Origin of the sequence: Cellulomonas flavigena DSM 20109, assembly GCF_000092865.1 — a bacterium.
GTDB classification, from domain to species: domain Bacteria; phylum Actinomycetota; class Actinomycetes; order Actinomycetales; family Cellulomonadaceae; genus Cellulomonas; species Cellulomonas flavigena.
Genome location: NC_014151.1, coordinates 1,838,852 through 1,855,026, shown reverse-complemented (window position 1 = coordinate 1,855,026; position 16,175 = coordinate 1,838,852). Strand labels below are relative to the sequence as shown.

Below are 16,175 nucleotides of genomic sequence, written 5' to 3'. Positions count from 1 at the left end.
AGTCCCGGGCTCACGTCGTCGCGCCCGTCCCCGTCCGCGGCGCAGGCGGCCGTCGACCCCACGCGTCGAGGTCGCGCAGCACCGGGGTCCTCTCGATGACCCGCGTGAAGCTGACCTTCTCGCTCGCCAGCGTCAGGCCGACGACGACGCCGAGGGCGGCCAGCCGCACCGGTCGCGGGGTCCCGAGCACCACGGCGGTGCCGAGTGCGGCACCGAGGGCGTTCGCCCCGGAGTCCCCGAGCATGTCGCTCTCGGCCAGGTCGGCCTCGATCGCCGTCGACGCCGCGCCGAGGACGGCACAGGCAGGCGCACCTCCCGCTGTACCGACGAGCGGGAGCGCGACCAGGGAGGCGGCCTTCAGCGCGCGCCCGGGACGCAGGTCGAGCAGGTTGACGAGGTTCGCCGTGCCCGCGACGAGCGCCGCCGACGCGAGCGTGTCGACCACGCGCGTGACCGGCCTGGCCGCCGTGCCACCGCCCGGAGGCGCCAGTGCCGCCGCGGCGAGCGCGCTGACCCCGATGCCGAGCACCTTGAGAGCTCCTGTCGTGAGCTGCCCGCGGGTGAGGGCGCCCAGGTGGCCGCGCAGCCCCTTGGTACGGGTCGCGGTGTCCTCCCGCAGGTCGTCGACGAGGCCGAACGCCCCTGCGCCGGCGACGGCGACGGTCGTGGCTGCGGCGGCCCGCGCTCCACCTCCGACGAGCACCCCCGCGAGAACGCCTGCCGTGACCGCCGGTCCCTCGAGCAGGCTGACCGGCTCACCGCGGTGGTTGGTACGCGTCCACGCGGCCGCACCGCCGGGCGGCTGCCAGTCCAGCCCACCGCGTGCCGCGGCCGTCGCGACCGCCGCGACGAGGCCGACGACCGCACGTCGGGCCGCGCTCACCCCTCACCGCCGGGCTGTGCTCCCTCGTCACCCGTCGGCGCGTCCGCGCCGTCGCCGGCTCCTCCGGCGTCCGGGAGGGCCGGGGTGCGGTCGACGGGCGGGAGCTGCACCGCCGGCGGCAGGGTCGTGAGGTCCTCGCCGTGACCGTAGTGGCCGGAGCGCCCCGCGATGTCGGCGGCGAGTGCGAGGGGGACGGCCACCGTGCCGCCCGCCGTCGTGGTCCCGGCCACCGTGGAGGCGGCGGCGGCGAGGTCGTCGTCCGCGCGCACGGCACCCACGAGGTCGTCCCCGGACCGCGTCCCGGACGCGACGACGACACCCTCGGACAGGCGCGCCGCGGCGGCCACGAGCGCGAGCTGCGGCTCGTACGTCACCGTCGTCGCGGCGACCGACGGCGTCGGCTCGTCGTCGGCCGCGACGGTGCCCGCCACCACGACGACGGCGTCGGCGGGCCGGGTCACGTCCTGCGCGAACGACACGAGCGCCTGATCCCCTTCGGCGAGGACGTCGAGGAGCGACGACGCGTTCTCCGAGAGCGTGTCGGGCGCGGTGGAGTCCGCACCGACGAGGCCCGCCACGAGCGCCTCCGCGAGCTCGGACTCGGTGCCGGCGTCGGCCGCGGGCGGCTCGTCGAGGTACGAGACGAGCGTGCCCGCGAGCGTGCGACGGTAGGTCGCCAGGGCAGGGTCCGTCCAGGTGCTGTTGACCGTGGCGGTCGCCGACACGCTCGCGCCCGCCTGTTCGAGCCGCTCGGTGAGCGCGGCCACCTCCTCCTCGGTCACCTGGTCGAGCAGGACCAGGGCGACGCGGCGGTCCGTCAGGGCACCGGCGAGCAGCCGGTCGCTCGCGGAGTCGACGAAGGCACCCTCGGCGGCGAGGTCGCCCTGGGTCTCGTCGAGCTGCGCGCGCAGCGTCTCCTTCTCGGCGCGCAGCGCCTCGACCTGACCCGTCAGCGTGTCGCCGATGGTCTCCTTCAGGGGTCCCGCACCCAGCGCGATGCCCACCGCGAGGGCCAGGAACACGGAGATCAGGGAGACGATGTGGTAGCGGAAGTCGATCACGGGGTGAGCTCTCGGTCGGGTGCGCGACGGGTCGCGGCGGGACGTGCGAACAGGATGCGGGCGCGGGCGGTCACGGGGACCCGCCGAACAGCGCACCGACCCAGGAGACGAGGTCGTCGACGCGCGCACCGACCAGGCCGAAGAGCGTCTGGCCGGCGGCCGTCGAGGCGAGCGCGACGCCGAGTGCGGCGAGGCCCGCCAGGACGAGCAGCGTGAGCTGCACGTTGGAGATGCGGTGCTGGTAGAGCTGCGACACGCCCTTCGCGTCGACGAGCTTGCCGCCGACGCGCAGGCGCGTGAGGAACGTGCTGGCCATGCCGGAGCGGCCCTTGTCGAGGAACTCCACGAGGGTGGCGTGCGTCCCGACCGCGACGATGAGCTCGGCGCCCTTGTCGTCGGCGAGGAGCATCGCGACGTCCTCGCTGGTGCCGGTCGCGGGGAACACGACGTGCGGCACGCCGAGCTGCTCGACGCGCGCGATGCCGGGCGCCCGGCCGTCGCGGTAGGCGTGCACGACGACCTCGGCGCCGCAGCGCAGGGCCCGGTCGGACACCGAGTCCATGTCGCCGACGATCATGTCCGGGCGCCACCCGGCGTCGAGGATCGCGTCCGCGCCGCCGTCCACACCGATGAGCACCGGTCGGTACTCCCGGATGTAGGGGCGCAGCGTGACCAGGTCCTCCTTGTAGTGGTAGCCGCGCACGACGATGAGCACCTGCCGCCCGTCGATCCTCGTGTCGATGTCGGGCACGCCGACACCGTCGAGGAGCAGCTCGCGCTCCCGCCGCAGGTAGTCCATCGTGTTGGCCGCGAACGACTCGAGCTGCACCGACAGGCCCTCGCGGGCCTCGGCCATGGCGGCAGCGACGGTCTCGACCGTCTGCTCGACGCCCTCGGCCACGAGCGTGTCACCGTCGTAGACGGCCCCGTCCACGACGCGCAGCACGTGCCCCTCGGTGAGCGCCATGACGTCCGGACCGAGGTCGTCCACCAGCGGGATGCCCGCCTCGACGAGGATGCCCGGCCCGAGGTTCGGATAGCGGCCCGACGTCGAGCGTGCGGCGTTGAGGACCGCTGCCGGTGCGCAGGCGACCAGCGCCTCGGCCGACACACGGTCGATGTCGAGGTGGTCGATGACCGCGACGTCGCCCGGCTTCAGACGCTTGGTGAGCCCCTTGGTCCGGGGGTCGACTCGGGCCGGTCCGACGACCTCGGACTCGTCGGACGCGGGCGTACGGCGGCGCAGGGAGACTCTCATCGGGCGTCATCGTCCCACGGACTGGGCCAGCAGCTCCGCCGCGTGCGCACGCGCCGTGTCCGAGCCGTCCTGACCGGACAGCATCCGGGCCAGCTCACGCACCCGGTCCTCGCCGTCGACCTCGCGCACGTCGGACTCCGTGACGACGTCCACGCCGTCGGCGACGGACTTGGTGACGACCAGGTGCCGGTCCGCGAACGCGGCGACCTGCGCGAGGTGCGTGACCACCAGGACCTGGGTGCCGCGGGCGAGCCGCGCGAGCCGCTCGCCCACCTGCGTCGCGGCGCGGCCGCCGACGCCGGCGTCGACCTCGTCGAAGACGAACGTCCCGGGCAGCGCCGCACCGGACCCGTCCGCTGTCGCGAGAGCGACCTCGAGCGCGAGCATGACCCGCGAGAGCTCACCGCCCGACGCGCCCTTGCCGAGCGGGCGCGCGGGCGCGCCGGCGTGCGGGACGAGGAGCATCTCGACGTGGTCCGCCCCGTGCGCTGCGGGCTCGTCGGCCGCGCGGACGGCGACCTCGAGGCGGGCTCCGGCCATCGCGAGGCTCGCGAGCTCGTCGGTGACGGCCTGCGAGAGCCGCTCGGCCGCGGCCGTCCGGGTCGCGGTGATCGTGGCGGCCAGGCCCCGCAGACGCTCGTCGAGCGCATCGCGCTGCGCGGCGAGCTGCGCGACCCGCTCCTCACCGCCGTCCAGGTCGAGCAGCCGGTCCGACGCGTCCCGCGCCCATTCCAGCACGGCGGCGACGTCCTCGCCGTAGCTGCGGGTCAGCGCCGTGAGCTCCGCGCGACGCCGCTGCACGGCGTCGAGCCGTGCCGGGTCGGCGTGGAGGTCCTGCACGTACGCGGACAGCTCGGTCGCGAGGTCGGCCAGCAGGTAGCCGGCTTCTGCCGCGCGCTCCGCCAGCGTGCCGAGCGCCCGGTCGTGGTGCCCCGCCTGCTCGAGCGAGCGACGCGCCTCCTCCACGAGGCCGACGGCCGACGCCGTGACGTCGGCGGAGTCCTCGTCGCCGACGAGCGCGACGTGCGCACCCGCCGCGGCGGCGCGCAGGTCCTCGGCGTTGCCGAGCCGCTCGGCCTCCGCGGCCAGCTCGAGGTCCTCCCCCGGCTGCGGCGCGACGCGCTCGACCTCCGCGAGCCCCAGCCGCAGCAGCTCCGCCTCGCGCGCCCGCTCGCGCGCGCGCTCCACGCGGTCGTCCAGCTCCGCCTGGACCCCGGCACGCTGGGCCCACGTCGCGGCATGCTCGGCCAGCACCGCGGCGTGCTCGGCACCGGCGAACTCGTCGAGCGCCGCGCGCTGGCGCGACGCGGAGCGCAGCCGCAGCTGGTCCGCCTGCCCGTGCACCGTGACGAGCTCCTCGGCGATCTCGGCGAGCAGACCCTGCGGCACCGATCGCCCGCCGAGGTACGCGCGCGACCGCCCGGGAGCGTCCGGGGTACCCGCACCGACGGTCCGCAGCACGACGAGGGAGCCGTCCTCGTCGACCTCGGCACCCGCGTCACGGGCGCGCTCGAGCGCGGGCGATCCCGCGGGCAGCAGGACCCGTCCCTCGACGGCGGCCCCCGTCGCGCCCGTGCGCACGGTGGCCGGGTCGGCCCGACCGCCGAGCAGCAGGTTCAGCGCCGTCAGCACCATCGTCTTGCCGGCGCCGGTCTCACCGGTGAGCACCGTCAGCCCGGCTCCCAGGCGCACGTGGGCACGTCCGATGACGCCGAGATCGTCGATCCGGATCTCGTCGATCACCGCGCACCGCCCTCGTCGAGGCCGCGGGCTCCGCGCCAGCCCACCACCGGCAGGTCGAACTTCTGCACCAGGCGCGTGGTGAACGGTGCGGGGTTCAGCCGCGCGAACCGCACGGGCACGTCGCTCACGCGCACCTCGAGCCGCGTGCCCCGCGCGAGGGGCAGCTGGCGGCGACCGTCGCACGTCACGACCGCGGTCGACGGCGAACGCTCGATGATCTCGACGGCGAGCACGCTGCTCGGCCCCATGACCAACGGCCGCGCGAACAGCGTGTGCGCGGCGAGCGGTACGAGCACGGTGCCGCGCACGTCGGGCCACAGCACCGGCCCGCCCGCGGAGAACGCATGGGCGGTCGAGCCCGTCGCGGACGCGGCCACGAGGCCGTCGCAACCGAACGACGACAGCGGCCGGCCGTCGACCTCGATCACGACCTCGATCATCCGCGCAGGGTCGGTCTTCTCCAGCGCGGCCTCGTTGAGCGCCCAGCAGTCCTGCACGTCCCCGCCCGGGGCGACGACGCGCACGTCGAGCGTCGCGCGCTCCTCGACCGCGTAGTCCCCCTCGGTGAGCCGGCGCACGGCCGTGGCGACGTCCGCGGGCTCGATCTCGGCGAGGAAGCCGACGTGCCCGAGGTTCACGCCGAGCAGCGGGACGTCGGTGCCGCGCGTGAGCTCGGCGGCGCGCAGGATCGTGCCGTCGCCCCCGAGGACGACGGCCAGCTCGAACGGGGGCAGCTCCTCGGGCGTCGTGTCCTGCGACGCCGTGACGGGCTCGACGTCGGCGTCCCGCAGGGCGCGGAGCACCGCGTCGGTGGCCTCGAGGGCCTCGGGGCGTCCGCTGTGCCGGACGACGAGCGCTCGCCGCGTCACCGGACCACCTCCCCCGGGGCGGCGCACGCACGTGCGGCGTCGACCGCCCTCGCGACGACGCCGGCGAGGTCGACGCCCGCGACCGGCAGCGGTGCGCCCGGGGCCAGCGCCCACAGCACGAACTCGACGTTGCCGTGGGTCCCGGGCAAGCTGCTGGGCCGCACGTCACGGACGGTGGCACCGAGCGCCGTCGCGCGTTCCGCGACGGCGGTGACGGCGCGGTCCCACAGCGCCGGGGCCCGGACCACACCGTCCGCGCCGAGGCGGTCGCGCCCGACCTCGAACTGCGGCTTGACGAGCAGCACGAGGTCGGCGCCCGGCGCGGCGACCGCCAGCAGCGGCTCGAGCACGAGCGTCAGGGAGATGAACGACAGGTCTCCCACGACGAGGCCCGGCGCGGGCGTGACGTCCCCGGCGCGCAGGTCGCGCACGTTGACGTGCTCGCGCACGTCGACCCGCGGGTCACGGCGCAGGCGCTCGACGAGCTGACCGTGCCCCACGTCGACCGCGACGACCCGCTCGGCCCCACGGCGCAGCAGCACGTCGGTGAAGCCGCCCGTGCTCGCCCCCGCGTCGAGGCACACCCGGCCGGCGACACGCGGCCCCGCGTCGCCGTACGCGTCGAGCGCGTCGGCCAGCTTGTGCGCAGCCCGTGACGCGTAGCCGGGGTCGTCGGCGTCGGCCTCGACACCGATCTCCCGCGTCTCGTCGACCTGCGTCGCCGCGCGATGGGCGGGCGTCCCGTCGACACGCACGCGGCCCGCCGCGATCAGGTCCGCCGCGTGCCCGCGCGAGCGGGCCAGGCCGCGACGGACGAGCTCGGCGTCGAGCCGACCGGTCGTCATGGTCGTCGTCATCCCTCGGCGTCCGCCAGTCGGTCCTGCAGCGCCCGGTGGACGTCCTCGAAGACCGTGACCTGCGCCCGCAGCTCGCGGTCCTCGACGCCCTGCAGCGTCCGCATCGCCTCGTCGACGGCGGCGTCACCGGTGACCGCACCGTCCTCACCGGGACCGTCGGGCGCCGCCGACGGTCCGGGCGGTGCCGGGGCGCGTGGTGCGGGCGCCGGAGTGGCGGGTCCTGCGGACGGCGGGCCGGGCACGGCGCGCGGCCCGGGCACCGGACGGGGCGTGGGCGGGACGACGCCACCTCTCGTCGGTGCACCACCGTCCGCACCCGACCCCTGCACGGGCTCGCTCACGTCACGTCCTCCCTCGACCAACCACTCTCGTCCGTCGCGCGGACGCTCCGCCCACCGGGGCTGCTGTGCAGCGTGCGGTGCAGGGGCGCCGACCTGCGCGCGTCCACGCTACCCGCCGCGGCCGACACGGGCCGCGCGTCACCCACAGGGGGCGCGCCGCCGCGCGAGCTCACACGGGCAGCTCGGGCACCGCTCGCGGGTCCAGCTCCTCGCCGCGGTCCACCGCGTCCCACGCGGCCGCGCACGCCGCGCGAGCCACGTCGACGGGGTCGACGGGCGTCCCGTGGAGCTCGAGCGCTCCGTCCACGACGCGGGCCGCCGCGCCGCGGCACGTCCACCACCCGGCGTCGGGCAGCGGCTCCGGGTGCGGCACGAGCAGCGCGCGCAGGTCCGCAGCGAGGTAGTGCGGCCGCTCGCCGGGGACCGCGAGCACGGCGTCGCGCGCCGTGCTCACGCCGGTGAGCACGTGCAGGCCGGGCAGCTCACCGGCCCGCGCACCGGCCAGGTCCGTGTCGAGCCGGTCGCCGACGACCAGCGGGCGGCTCGCCCCGGCCCGTTCGACCGCCAGCCGGTACATCGTCGGTGACGGCTTGCCTGCGCTGGCCGGCTCGACGCCGGTCGCGGCACGCACCGCCCCCACGAGCGCACCGTTGCCGGGCGCGAAGCCCCGGGCGGTAGGGAGGCTGAGGTCGAGGTTCGACGCGACATGCCAGGCGCCGCGCTGGACCGCGTACGCGGCCTCGGCGAGCTCCGTCCAGCCGAGGTGGGCCGCGTACCCCTGGACGACCGCGACGGGCTCGTCGTCGGCCGAGGCCACCACGCGATATCCCTTCACGGCGACCGCGGTGTGCAGACCGGCGCCGCCCACCACGAGCACGGGCTCACCGGCTGGCACGCGCGTGGCCAGGAGCTCCGCGGCGGCCTGCGCAGCGGTCATGACCTCGTCCGGCCGTGTCGGGATGTCGAGGCCGGAGAGCTGGTCGGCGACCGCCTCCGGCTCGCGCGACGCGTTGTTCGTCACGAAGACCAGCCGCATGCCCGCGGCGCGCGCACGGGCCAGGCCCTCCGCCGCGCCGTCGATGGGCTCGTGCCCGCGGTAGGCGACCCCGTCGAGATCGACCAGGGCCAGGTCGTACCGGGTCGCGAGCGGCTCGTCGCTCCCCAGCAGTCCGCGTGCGCTCACCGTGCTCCCTCGTCCGTGCCGTCGCTCTCCCCGGCGGCCGGGGCCGCCGTCCCGTCCGCGACCTCGTCCGGCGCGGCAGTGCGGCCCGCGACGCCGTCCGCGACCGGGGCGGCGTCCCCGTCCGCGGCGCGGCCGGCCGGCGTGGCCCCGTCCGCGGCGTCGTCGACGTCCTGCGCGTCGACCGCCGCACTCTCCTCGTCGACCCCGTCGACCCCGTCGTCCTCGTCGTCCTCGTCGTCCTCGTCGTCCTCGTCGTCCTGGAGGTCGTACACCACGACGTCGTCCTCCGGCTCGGGAGTGACGCCCGCCGCCTCGTCGAGCACGTCCTGCGGGAAGTGGGCGAGCTCGGCGGCCGCCTCGTCGGCCCGACCTGCGGCCTCGAGCGCCGCGGCCCGTGCCTGGGCGACGCGCGCCGCGACGAGCCCGTGGGCGCCCGTCACCGTGGGGCCCGTGAGCACCGCGACCGCGGCCTCCGGCTGCCCGAGGTCGAGCCGCGCACCGCTGACGACCATTGCGAGCTCGATCTGGGCGTCCCGGGCGAGCGTCTTCGCCTCGGACTCCTGCGCGAGCGCGATCGCCCGCTCCGGGCGCCCGAGCCCTCGCTCGCAGTCGGCCATGAGGGCGAGGTGCTCGGACGAGCCGTTGAGGCGGCGCACCGTACGCAGCTCGCGCAGCGCCTCGGCGAAACGCCCGGTCCGGTAGGCCGCGATGCCGGCGGCCTCCCGCACCACGTCGACCCGGCCGGCCCGTCGCACCGCGGCCTGGGCGTGCTCGTAGGCCGCCTCGGGGTCGACGTCGAGAAGCTTCCCGACCATCACGAGGTGACGGCCGGCACGCTCCGCGTTGTCCTTGCTCAGTGTGCGCAGCCGCCCACGCACCTCACGATCGAGCTGCGAGAACGTCACGTCGTCCGGCACGAACGGGTCCGGGACGCGGGGCCCGCGCTCCTCGCGCGGCGCACCGCGGACCTCGCGCTCGGGGCGCCCCCCAACGCCCCGCGGCGGCCGCCCTCCACCGACCGGACGGCCCGTGTCGCGCCCACCCGACCGACCGGCGTCGCGGCCGTACCGAGACGTGCCACCCATGGGGCGGTCCATCCGGCGATCGTCGAACGACGCGCCGTCGCTGCGAGCGCTCCGGGGCGCCTCGCCGGACGAGGCCTGTCTCCCGCCTCCCGGACGTCCGACCGCAGGGCGACCGCCCGCACCGGCGGGCCGGCCGCCATCCGAGCGGCGGGGCTCACGGAGCGGACGGTCTCCGTCACGCAGCGGGCGACCGACATCCCGCACCGGTCGACCGCCGTCAGGTCGACGACCGTCCTGGGACGGACGACCACCAGGACGCCCGCCCTGCCGAGCCGGCTCCTCACCCGCACGCTTGGGGCGCCCACCCTCACGGTCGGCGCCCCACGGCCGCTCGCGCCTGGGTCCACCGTCGCCCCAACCTTGTCCGGCGCGGAATCCGCCACCTGCTGCGCCCCCGGCGCGCCCGCCGGACGGCCTCCACCCTCCGGACGGGTCGAAGCCCCGCTCGGACGCACCACGGGAGGAGGCAGCACCACCACGCGCGTCGCCACGCGCCGCATCGAACGCTCGCCCGTCATCGCGGCGGCGTCCGCCGGGAGCCCCCCGGTCGGGGAACGAGCCGGCGCCGCGGTCCTGCCGCGGACCGCGGACACCCGCGCCGCCGGCCGCGGTCGGTCGCAGGCCGCCCCCGCGAGGGCGCTCGGGTCGGTCACCTCGCGGGGCACTGCCGTCGCGGGAGGTCCTGCCGCCACCCGAGAAGGCCTGACGGCCCGCGCCGCTCGCGTCGGGGCGCCCATCCCCTCGGGTGGACCGCGGTGCTCCGCCACGGGTCCCACCACGCGTCCCGCCGTCGCCCGACGCGAACCGTCGCTCGTCGCCGCTCCGACGTCCCCCCGAGCGTTCGTCGCGCGCTGCGCCGCCACGCCGCGGACGGTCCTGGTCTCCCCAGCTGCTGGGCCCGTCGCTGTTCATCTGTACTCCCCGCATCGATCGTCTGCACCCATGGTCCCATCCCTCACCGCTGCGCACGGCATCCGCGAGGACCGCAACGGTGCGTGAGTCCGCTCACGCCTGACGAGCCGCCGCCGCCCCGCCGGCGGACACGAACGCGCAGGCCGATGCGTGCCGGGCGCCGCGCGAGCCGGAGGGTGCCTCGAACGCGATACTGAGCACGCTCTCGAGCACCTATCCGCAGACCTCCGGACAAGAAATGGAACCGGGGAACGACGAAAGGCCCACCCCGTGAGGGGTGGGCCTTTCGTGAATGGTTGTCCGGCGGCGTCCTACTCTCCCACACCCTGGCGAGTGCAGTACCATCGGCGCTGAAGGGCTTAGCTTCCGGGTTCGGAATGGGACCGGGCGTTTCCCCTTCGCTATGACCGCCGTAACGCTGTCGAGTTGTCAACGAGCACACGGGTGCCGTTGGTTTCTCGGGAACCGCACAGTGGACGCGTAGCAAGAATGATGGTTAGTCAAGTTGTCGGCTTATTAGTACCGGTCAGCTGCGGCAGTCGTTGGTCCTGCCTTCCACATCCGGCCTATCTACCCAGTGGTCTAGCTGGGAGCCTCTCACCCCGAAGGGCGTGGAAACCTCATCTTGAAGCAGGCTTCCCGCTTAGATGCTTTCAGCGGTTATCCCTTCCGAACGTAGCCAACCAGCCGTGCTCCTGGCGGAACAACTGGCACACCAGAGGTTCGTCCGTCCCGGTCCTCTCGTACTAGGGACAGCCCTTCTCAAGTTTCCTGCGCGCGCAGCGGATAGGGACCGAACTGTCTCACGACGTTCTAAACCCAGCTCGCGTACCGCTTTAATGGGCGAACAGCCCAACCCTTGGGACCTACTCCAGCCCCAGGATGCGACGAGCCGACATCGAGGTGCCAAACCATGCCGTCGATATGGACTCTTGGGCAAGATCAGCCTGTTATCCCCGGGGTACCTTTTATCCGTTGAGCGACGGCGCTTCCACAAGCCACCGCCGGATCACTAGTTCCGACTTTCGTCCCTGCTCGACCTGTCAGTCTCACAGTCAAGCTCCCTTGTGCACTTGCACTCGCCACCTGATTGCCAACCAGGCTGAGGGAACCTTTGAGCGCCTCCGTTACATTTTAGGAGGCAACCGCCCCAGTTAAACTACCCACCAGGCACTGTCCCTGATCCGGATCACGGACCGAGGTTAGATGTCCAGAGCGACCAGAGTGGTATTTCAACGTTGACTCCACCGACACTGGCGTGCCGGCTTCACAGTCTCCCACCTATCCTACACAAGCCGCACCGAACACCAATACCAAGCTATAGTAAAGGTCCCGGGGTCTTTCCGTCCTGCTGCGCGTAACGAGCATCTTTACTCGTAATGCAATTTCGCCGAGTTCGCGGTTGAGACAGCGGAGAAGTCGTTACGCCATTCGTGCAGGTCGGAACTTACCCGACAAGGAATTTCGCTACCTTAGGATGGTTATAGTTACCACCGCCGTTTACTGGGGCTTAAATTCTGAGCTTCGCGCCGAAACGCTGACCCGTCCTCTTAACCTTCCAGCACCGGGCAGGCGTCAGTCCGTATACATCGTCTTGCGACTTCGCACGGACCTGTGTTTTTAGTAAACAGTCGCTTCTCCCTGGTCTCTGCGGCCCTCCACGCTTCCCCGAGCAAGTCGGTTCACGCTTGAGGCCCCCCTTCTCCCGAAGTTACGGGGGCATTTTGCCGAGTTCCTTAACCACGATTCTCTCGATCGCCTTGGTATTCTCTACCTGACCACCTGAGTCGGTTTGGGGTACGGGCGGCTAGAACCTCGCGTCGAGGCTTTTCTTGGCAGCATAGGATCACCCATTTCCCGCATACGCGGTACCCGTCGGCTCTCAGGCTTCACGAGGTGCGGATTTGCCTACACCTCACCCTACGACCTTGGACGTGGACTACCATCGCCACGCTGGGCTACCTTCCTGCGTCACCCCTGTTAATACGCTTACCTACTACCAGCTCGGGTCCCGCGCTCCCCTGCCCCGGTGTCCCGAAGGACGATGGAGCAGGCTCGGACGGTTAGCATCACCAGATTCGGTATGGGCGGTTCTTCGCCGGTACGGGAATATCAACCCGTTGTCCATCGACTACGCCTGTCGGCCTCGCCTTAGGTCCCGACTTACCCAGGGCGGATTAGCCTGGCCCTGGAACCCTTGGTCATTCGGCGGACGGGTTTCTCACCCGTCATTCGCTACTCATGCCTGCATTCTCACTCGTGCCGGCTCCACCACTGGGTTCCCCCGCGGCTTCACTGCCGGCACGACGCTCCCCTACCCATCCACACGACTGAACCACGAAGGCTTGTCACGTGTGTGAATGCCACAGCTTCGGCGGTGTGCTTGAGCCCCGCTACATTGTCGGCGCGGAATCACTTGACCAGTGAGCTATTACGCACTCTTTCAAGGGTGGCTGCTTCTAAGCCAACCTCCTGGTTGTCTGTGCAACTCCACATCCTTTCCCACTTAGCACACGCTTAGGGGCCTTAGCTGGTGGTCTGGGCTGTTTCCCTCTCGACTACGGAGCTTATCCCCCGCAGTCTCACTGCCACGCTCTGGCTTACCGGCATTCGGAGTTTGGCTAACGTCAGTAACCTGGTGGGGCCCATCGGCTATCCAGTAGCTCTACCTCCGGCAAGAAACACGTGACGCTGCACCTAAATGCATTTCGGGGAGAACCAGCTATCACGAAGTTTGATTGGCCTTTCACCCCTAACCACAGGTCATCCCCCAGGTTTTCAACCCTGGTGGGTTCGGGCCTCCACGCGGTCTTACCCGCGCTTCACCCTGCCCATGGCTAGATCACTTCGCTTCGGGTCTAGAGCACGCGACTACGATCGCCCTGTTCGGACTCGCTTTCGCTACGGCTTCCCCACACGGGTTAACCTCGCCACGTACCACTAACTCGCAGGCTCATTCTTCAAAAGGCACGCCGTCACCCCTGCTAGGGAGGCTCCGACGGATTGTATGCACACGGTTTCAGGTACTATTTCACTCCCCTCCCGGGGTACTTTTCACCTTTCCCTCACGGTACTTGTCCGCTATCGGTCACCAGGTAGTATTTAGGCTTACACAGTGGTCTGTGCAGATTCACTCCGGGTTTCTCGGGCCCGGAGCTACTTGGGATCCCCTTCGGGAGGCCACATCATTTCGTCTACGGGGGTGACACCCTCTGTGCCGGGCCTTTCAAGACCCTTCGACTATGACATGACTTTCTGACTCCCTGCTGGTTCGGCAGAACCAACCGAAAGGTCCCACAACCCCGAACGTGCAACGCCTGCCGGCTATCGCACACGCTCGGTTTGGCCTGATCCGCTTTCGCTCGCCACTACTCACGGAATATCTCTTCCTGCCGGTACTGAGATGTTTCACTTCCCGGCGTTCCCTCCACACACCCTATATATTCAGGTGCGGGTCACACGACATGACTCGTGCGGGGTTTCCCCATTCGGAGATCCTCGGATCACGGTTCGTTTGCCAACTCCCCGAGGCTTATCGCAGGCTACTACGTCCTTCTTCGGCTCCTGGTGCCAAGGCATCCACCCTGTGCACTTAAAAACTTGACCACAAAGATCATTCAAAGATGCTCGCGTCCACTGTGCAGTTCTCAAGCAACCACCGGCCACCCCCGATCACCCGGCGCCTACCACCCCCACCCACCCGCTCCACGAAGAAGCAGACGGACAAGGCCGGCGGTTCGACCGAACCGAAGGTCCCGACCAAGGCAACACCCACCACGTGGCTGTTCCCTCAGGACCCAACAGCGTGCCAAGCCGACCCGCGACCGGACCGAGCCACTTCGTTCCCTCCCCGCAGCAAGCTGCAGGCGTACTAGAAGCACCCGGTCCCACGGACCGACCAGTAGCCGACGTTCCACCCTCGAGCACCACCCCGATCACGTTCGGACCGGGCATGGGCCTGGACGCCCCACCACACCCCACGACAGGGCCGGCAGACGCCAGATGCTCCTTAGAAAGGAGGTGATCCAGCCGCACCTTCCGGTACGGCTACCTTGTTACGACTTAGTCCTAATCGCCAGTCCCACCTTCGACGACTCCCCCCTTGCGGTTGGGCCATCGGCTTCGGGTGTTACCGACTTTCATGACTTGACGGGCGGTGTGTACAAGGCCCGGGAACGTATTCACCGCAGCGTTGCTGATCTGCGATTACTAGCGACTCCGACTTCATGGGGTCGAGTTGCAGACCCCAATCCGAACTGAGACCGGCTTTTTGGGATTCGCTCCACCTCGCGGTATCGCAGCCCTTTGTACCGGCCATTGTAGCATGCGTGAAGCCCAAGACATAAGGGGCATGATGATTTGACGTCATCCCCACCTTCCTCCGAGTTGACCCCGGCAGTCTCCCATGAGTCCCCGGCATAACCCGCTGGCAACATGGGACGAGGGTTGCGCTCGTTGCGGGACTTAACCCAACATCTCACGACACGAGCTGACGACAACCATGCACCACCTGTACACCGACCTTGCGGGGCGCACATCTCTGCACGTTTCCGGTGTATGTCAAGCCTTGGTAAGGTTCTTCGCGTTGCATCGAATTAATCCGCATGCTCCGCCGCTTGTGCGGGCCCCCGTCAATTTCTTTGGGTTTTAGCCTTGCGGCCGTACTCCCCAGGCGGGGCACTTAATGCGTTTGCTGCGGCACGGAATCCGTGGAATAGACCCCACACCTAGTGCCCAACGTTTACGGCATGGACTACCAGGGTATCTAATCCTGTTCGCTCCCCATGCTTTCGCTCCTCAGCGTCAGTTGCGGCCCAGTGACCTGCCTTCGCCATCGGTGTTCCTCCTGATATCTGCGCATTCCACCGCTACACCAGGAATTCCAGTCACCCCTACCGCACTCTAGTCTGCCCGTACCCACTGCAAGCCCCAGGTTGAGCCTGAGGTTTTCACAGCAGACGCGACAAACCGCCTACGAGCTCTTTACGCCCAATAATTCCGGACAACGCTTGCGCCCTACGTATTACCGCGGCTGCTGGCACGTAGTTAGCCGGCGCTTCTTCTGCAGGTACCGTCACTCTCGCTTCTTCCCTGCTGAAAGCGGTTTACAACCCGAAGGCCGTCATCCCGCACGCGGCGTCGCTGCATCAGGCTTGCGCCCATTGTGCAATATTCCCCACTGCTGCCTCCCGTAGGAGTCTGGGCCGTGTCTCAGTCCCAGTGTGGCCGGTCGCCCTCTCAGGCCGGCTACCCGTCGTCGCCTTGGTAGGCCATTACCCCACCAACAAGCTGATAGGCCGCGAGCCCATCCCCCACCGATAAATCTTTCCAGACGCTACAGATGCCCGTGCGTCTCGTATCCGGTATTAGACCTCGTTTCCAAGGCTTATCCCAGAGTGAAGGGTAGGTTGCTCACGTGTTACTCACCCGTTCGCCACTGATCCGGTCAGCAAGCTGACCTTCACCGTTCGACTTGCATGTGTTAAGCACGCCGCCAGCGTTCGTCCTGAGCCAGAATCAAACTCTCCGTGAATGTCAAACAGCCACCCACCAACCCGAAGACCGGCAGGCAACAGACACACAAAGAAACCCACCACAAAGAGTGGGCATCAACTGGCATCAATACTCCAAGCCATCACCACGGGGTGGATCCGACCTGGACTCGACACCACAAACATGGCATCGACTACTTGGCACACTGTTGAGTTCTCAAGGAACAGACGCGCATCCTCGTCAGCGTTTCCGCTTTCCGCAGGAGGCTTGTTCGTTCTCCAGTCTAGCAGGCTTTCTTCGCTCTCCTGACCACCGTGGTGATCGCGGATCCGAAGTTCGCCGGCGGAGAATCTAGCAGCCGTCCGAGCATTTCTGCTTCTTTCGAACTGCCATCTGGTTCTCCGTCTAAGCAGGCTCTCGTCGGGCCGCCCGACCACGTGGTGGTGGGATCCTTCCGATCGCCGCCGCACGACTCTACACGGCGCGTGGA

General features: G+C 70.2%; 9 protein-coding genes and 3 rRNA genes. All 12 read right to left on the bottom strand.

Annotated features, from left to right (window positions below; all coding sequences use genetic code 11):
• Positions 1–10: 10 nt before the first annotated feature.
• The 12 genes from CFLA_RS08400 to CFLA_RS08340 all read right to left on the bottom strand — a co-directional run bounded on the left by CFLA_RS08400 (position 11) and on the right by CFLA_RS08340 (position 15,725).
• Positions 11–883 (bottom strand): hypothetical protein, encoded by an 873-nt coding sequence (locus CFLA_RS08400; protein WP_013116893.1) that lies wholly within the window; start codon positions 881–883, stop codon positions 11–13.
• The gene (locus CFLA_RS08395) at positions 880–1,944 is read right to left on the bottom strand and encodes a copper transporter (protein ID WP_013116892.1); all 1,065 of its coding nucleotides are present in this window, start codon (positions 1,942–1,944) and stop codon (positions 880–882) included. The genes CFLA_RS08400 and CFLA_RS08395 overlap by 4 nt, the downstream gene beginning before the upstream one ends.
• A gap of 70 nt (positions 1,945–2,014) precedes the next feature.
• Complete coding sequence (gene steA / locus CFLA_RS08390) at positions 2,015–3,202, bottom strand: putative cytokinetic ring protein SteA (RefSeq protein WP_013116891.1); 1,188 nt, start codon at positions 3,200–3,202, stop codon at positions 2,015–2,017.
• Positions 3,203–3,208: 6 nt separating this feature from the next.
• Entirely contained in the window at positions 3,209–4,945 is a 1,737-nt protein-coding gene (recN, locus tag CFLA_RS08385; RefSeq protein ID WP_013116890.1) for a DNA repair protein RecN, read from the bottom strand.
• On the bottom strand, positions 4,942–5,814 hold the full coding sequence (locus tag CFLA_RS08380) for an NAD kinase (protein ID WP_013116889.1): 873 nt from the start codon (positions 5,812–5,814) through the stop codon (positions 4,942–4,944). The genes recN and CFLA_RS08380 overlap by 4 nt, the downstream gene beginning before the upstream one ends.
• Positions 5,811–6,671, bottom strand: a complete 861-nt coding sequence (locus CFLA_RS08375) for a TlyA family RNA methyltransferase (protein WP_013116888.1) — start codon at positions 6,669–6,671, stop codon at positions 5,811–5,813. The genes CFLA_RS08380 and CFLA_RS08375 overlap by 4 nt, the downstream gene beginning before the upstream one ends.
• On the bottom strand, positions 6,668–7,012 hold the full coding sequence (locus CFLA_RS08370) for a hypothetical protein (protein WP_013116887.1): 345 nt from the start codon (positions 7,010–7,012) through the stop codon (positions 6,668–6,670). The genes CFLA_RS08375 and CFLA_RS08370 overlap by 4 nt, the downstream gene beginning before the upstream one ends.
• A gap of 169 nt (positions 7,013–7,181) precedes the next feature.
• Complete coding sequence (locus CFLA_RS08365; RefSeq protein WP_013116886.1) at positions 7,182–8,195, bottom strand: HAD-IIA family hydrolase; 1,014 nt, start codon at positions 8,193–8,195, stop codon at positions 7,182–7,184.
• A complete protein-coding gene (locus CFLA_RS08360) occupies positions 8,192–9,112 on the bottom strand; it encodes a hypothetical protein (protein ID WP_187291338.1) in 921 nt (306 codons plus the stop codon). Before CFLA_RS08360 ends, CFLA_RS08365 begins: the two co-directional genes overlap by 4 nt.
• Before the next feature lie 1,378 nt (positions 9,113–10,490).
• Positions 10,491–10,607: ribosomal RNA gene (gene rrf, locus CFLA_RS08350) — 5S ribosomal RNA — on the bottom strand.
• 81 nt (positions 10,608–10,688) lie between these two features.
• Positions 10,689–13,798, bottom strand: a 23S ribosomal RNA gene (locus CFLA_RS08345).
• A 407-nt stretch (positions 13,799–14,205) separates the two neighbouring features.
• Positions 14,206–15,725, bottom strand: a 16S ribosomal RNA gene (locus tag CFLA_RS08340).
• Together the 16S, 23S and 5S rRNA genes form the textbook arrangement of a ribosomal RNA operon.
• Positions 15,726–16,175: the final 450 nt, after the last annotated feature.

Bases quoted from the DNA above. Each gene is read 5' to 3' on its own strand.
- steA (WP_013116891.1), bottom strand. From the start codon at position 3,202: ATGAGAGTCTCCCTGCGCCGCCGTACGCCCGCGTCCGACGAGTCCGAG.
- CFLA_RS08375 (WP_013116888.1), bottom strand. From the start codon at position 6,671: ATGACGACGACCATGACGACCGGTCGGCTCGACGCCGAGCTCGTCCGT.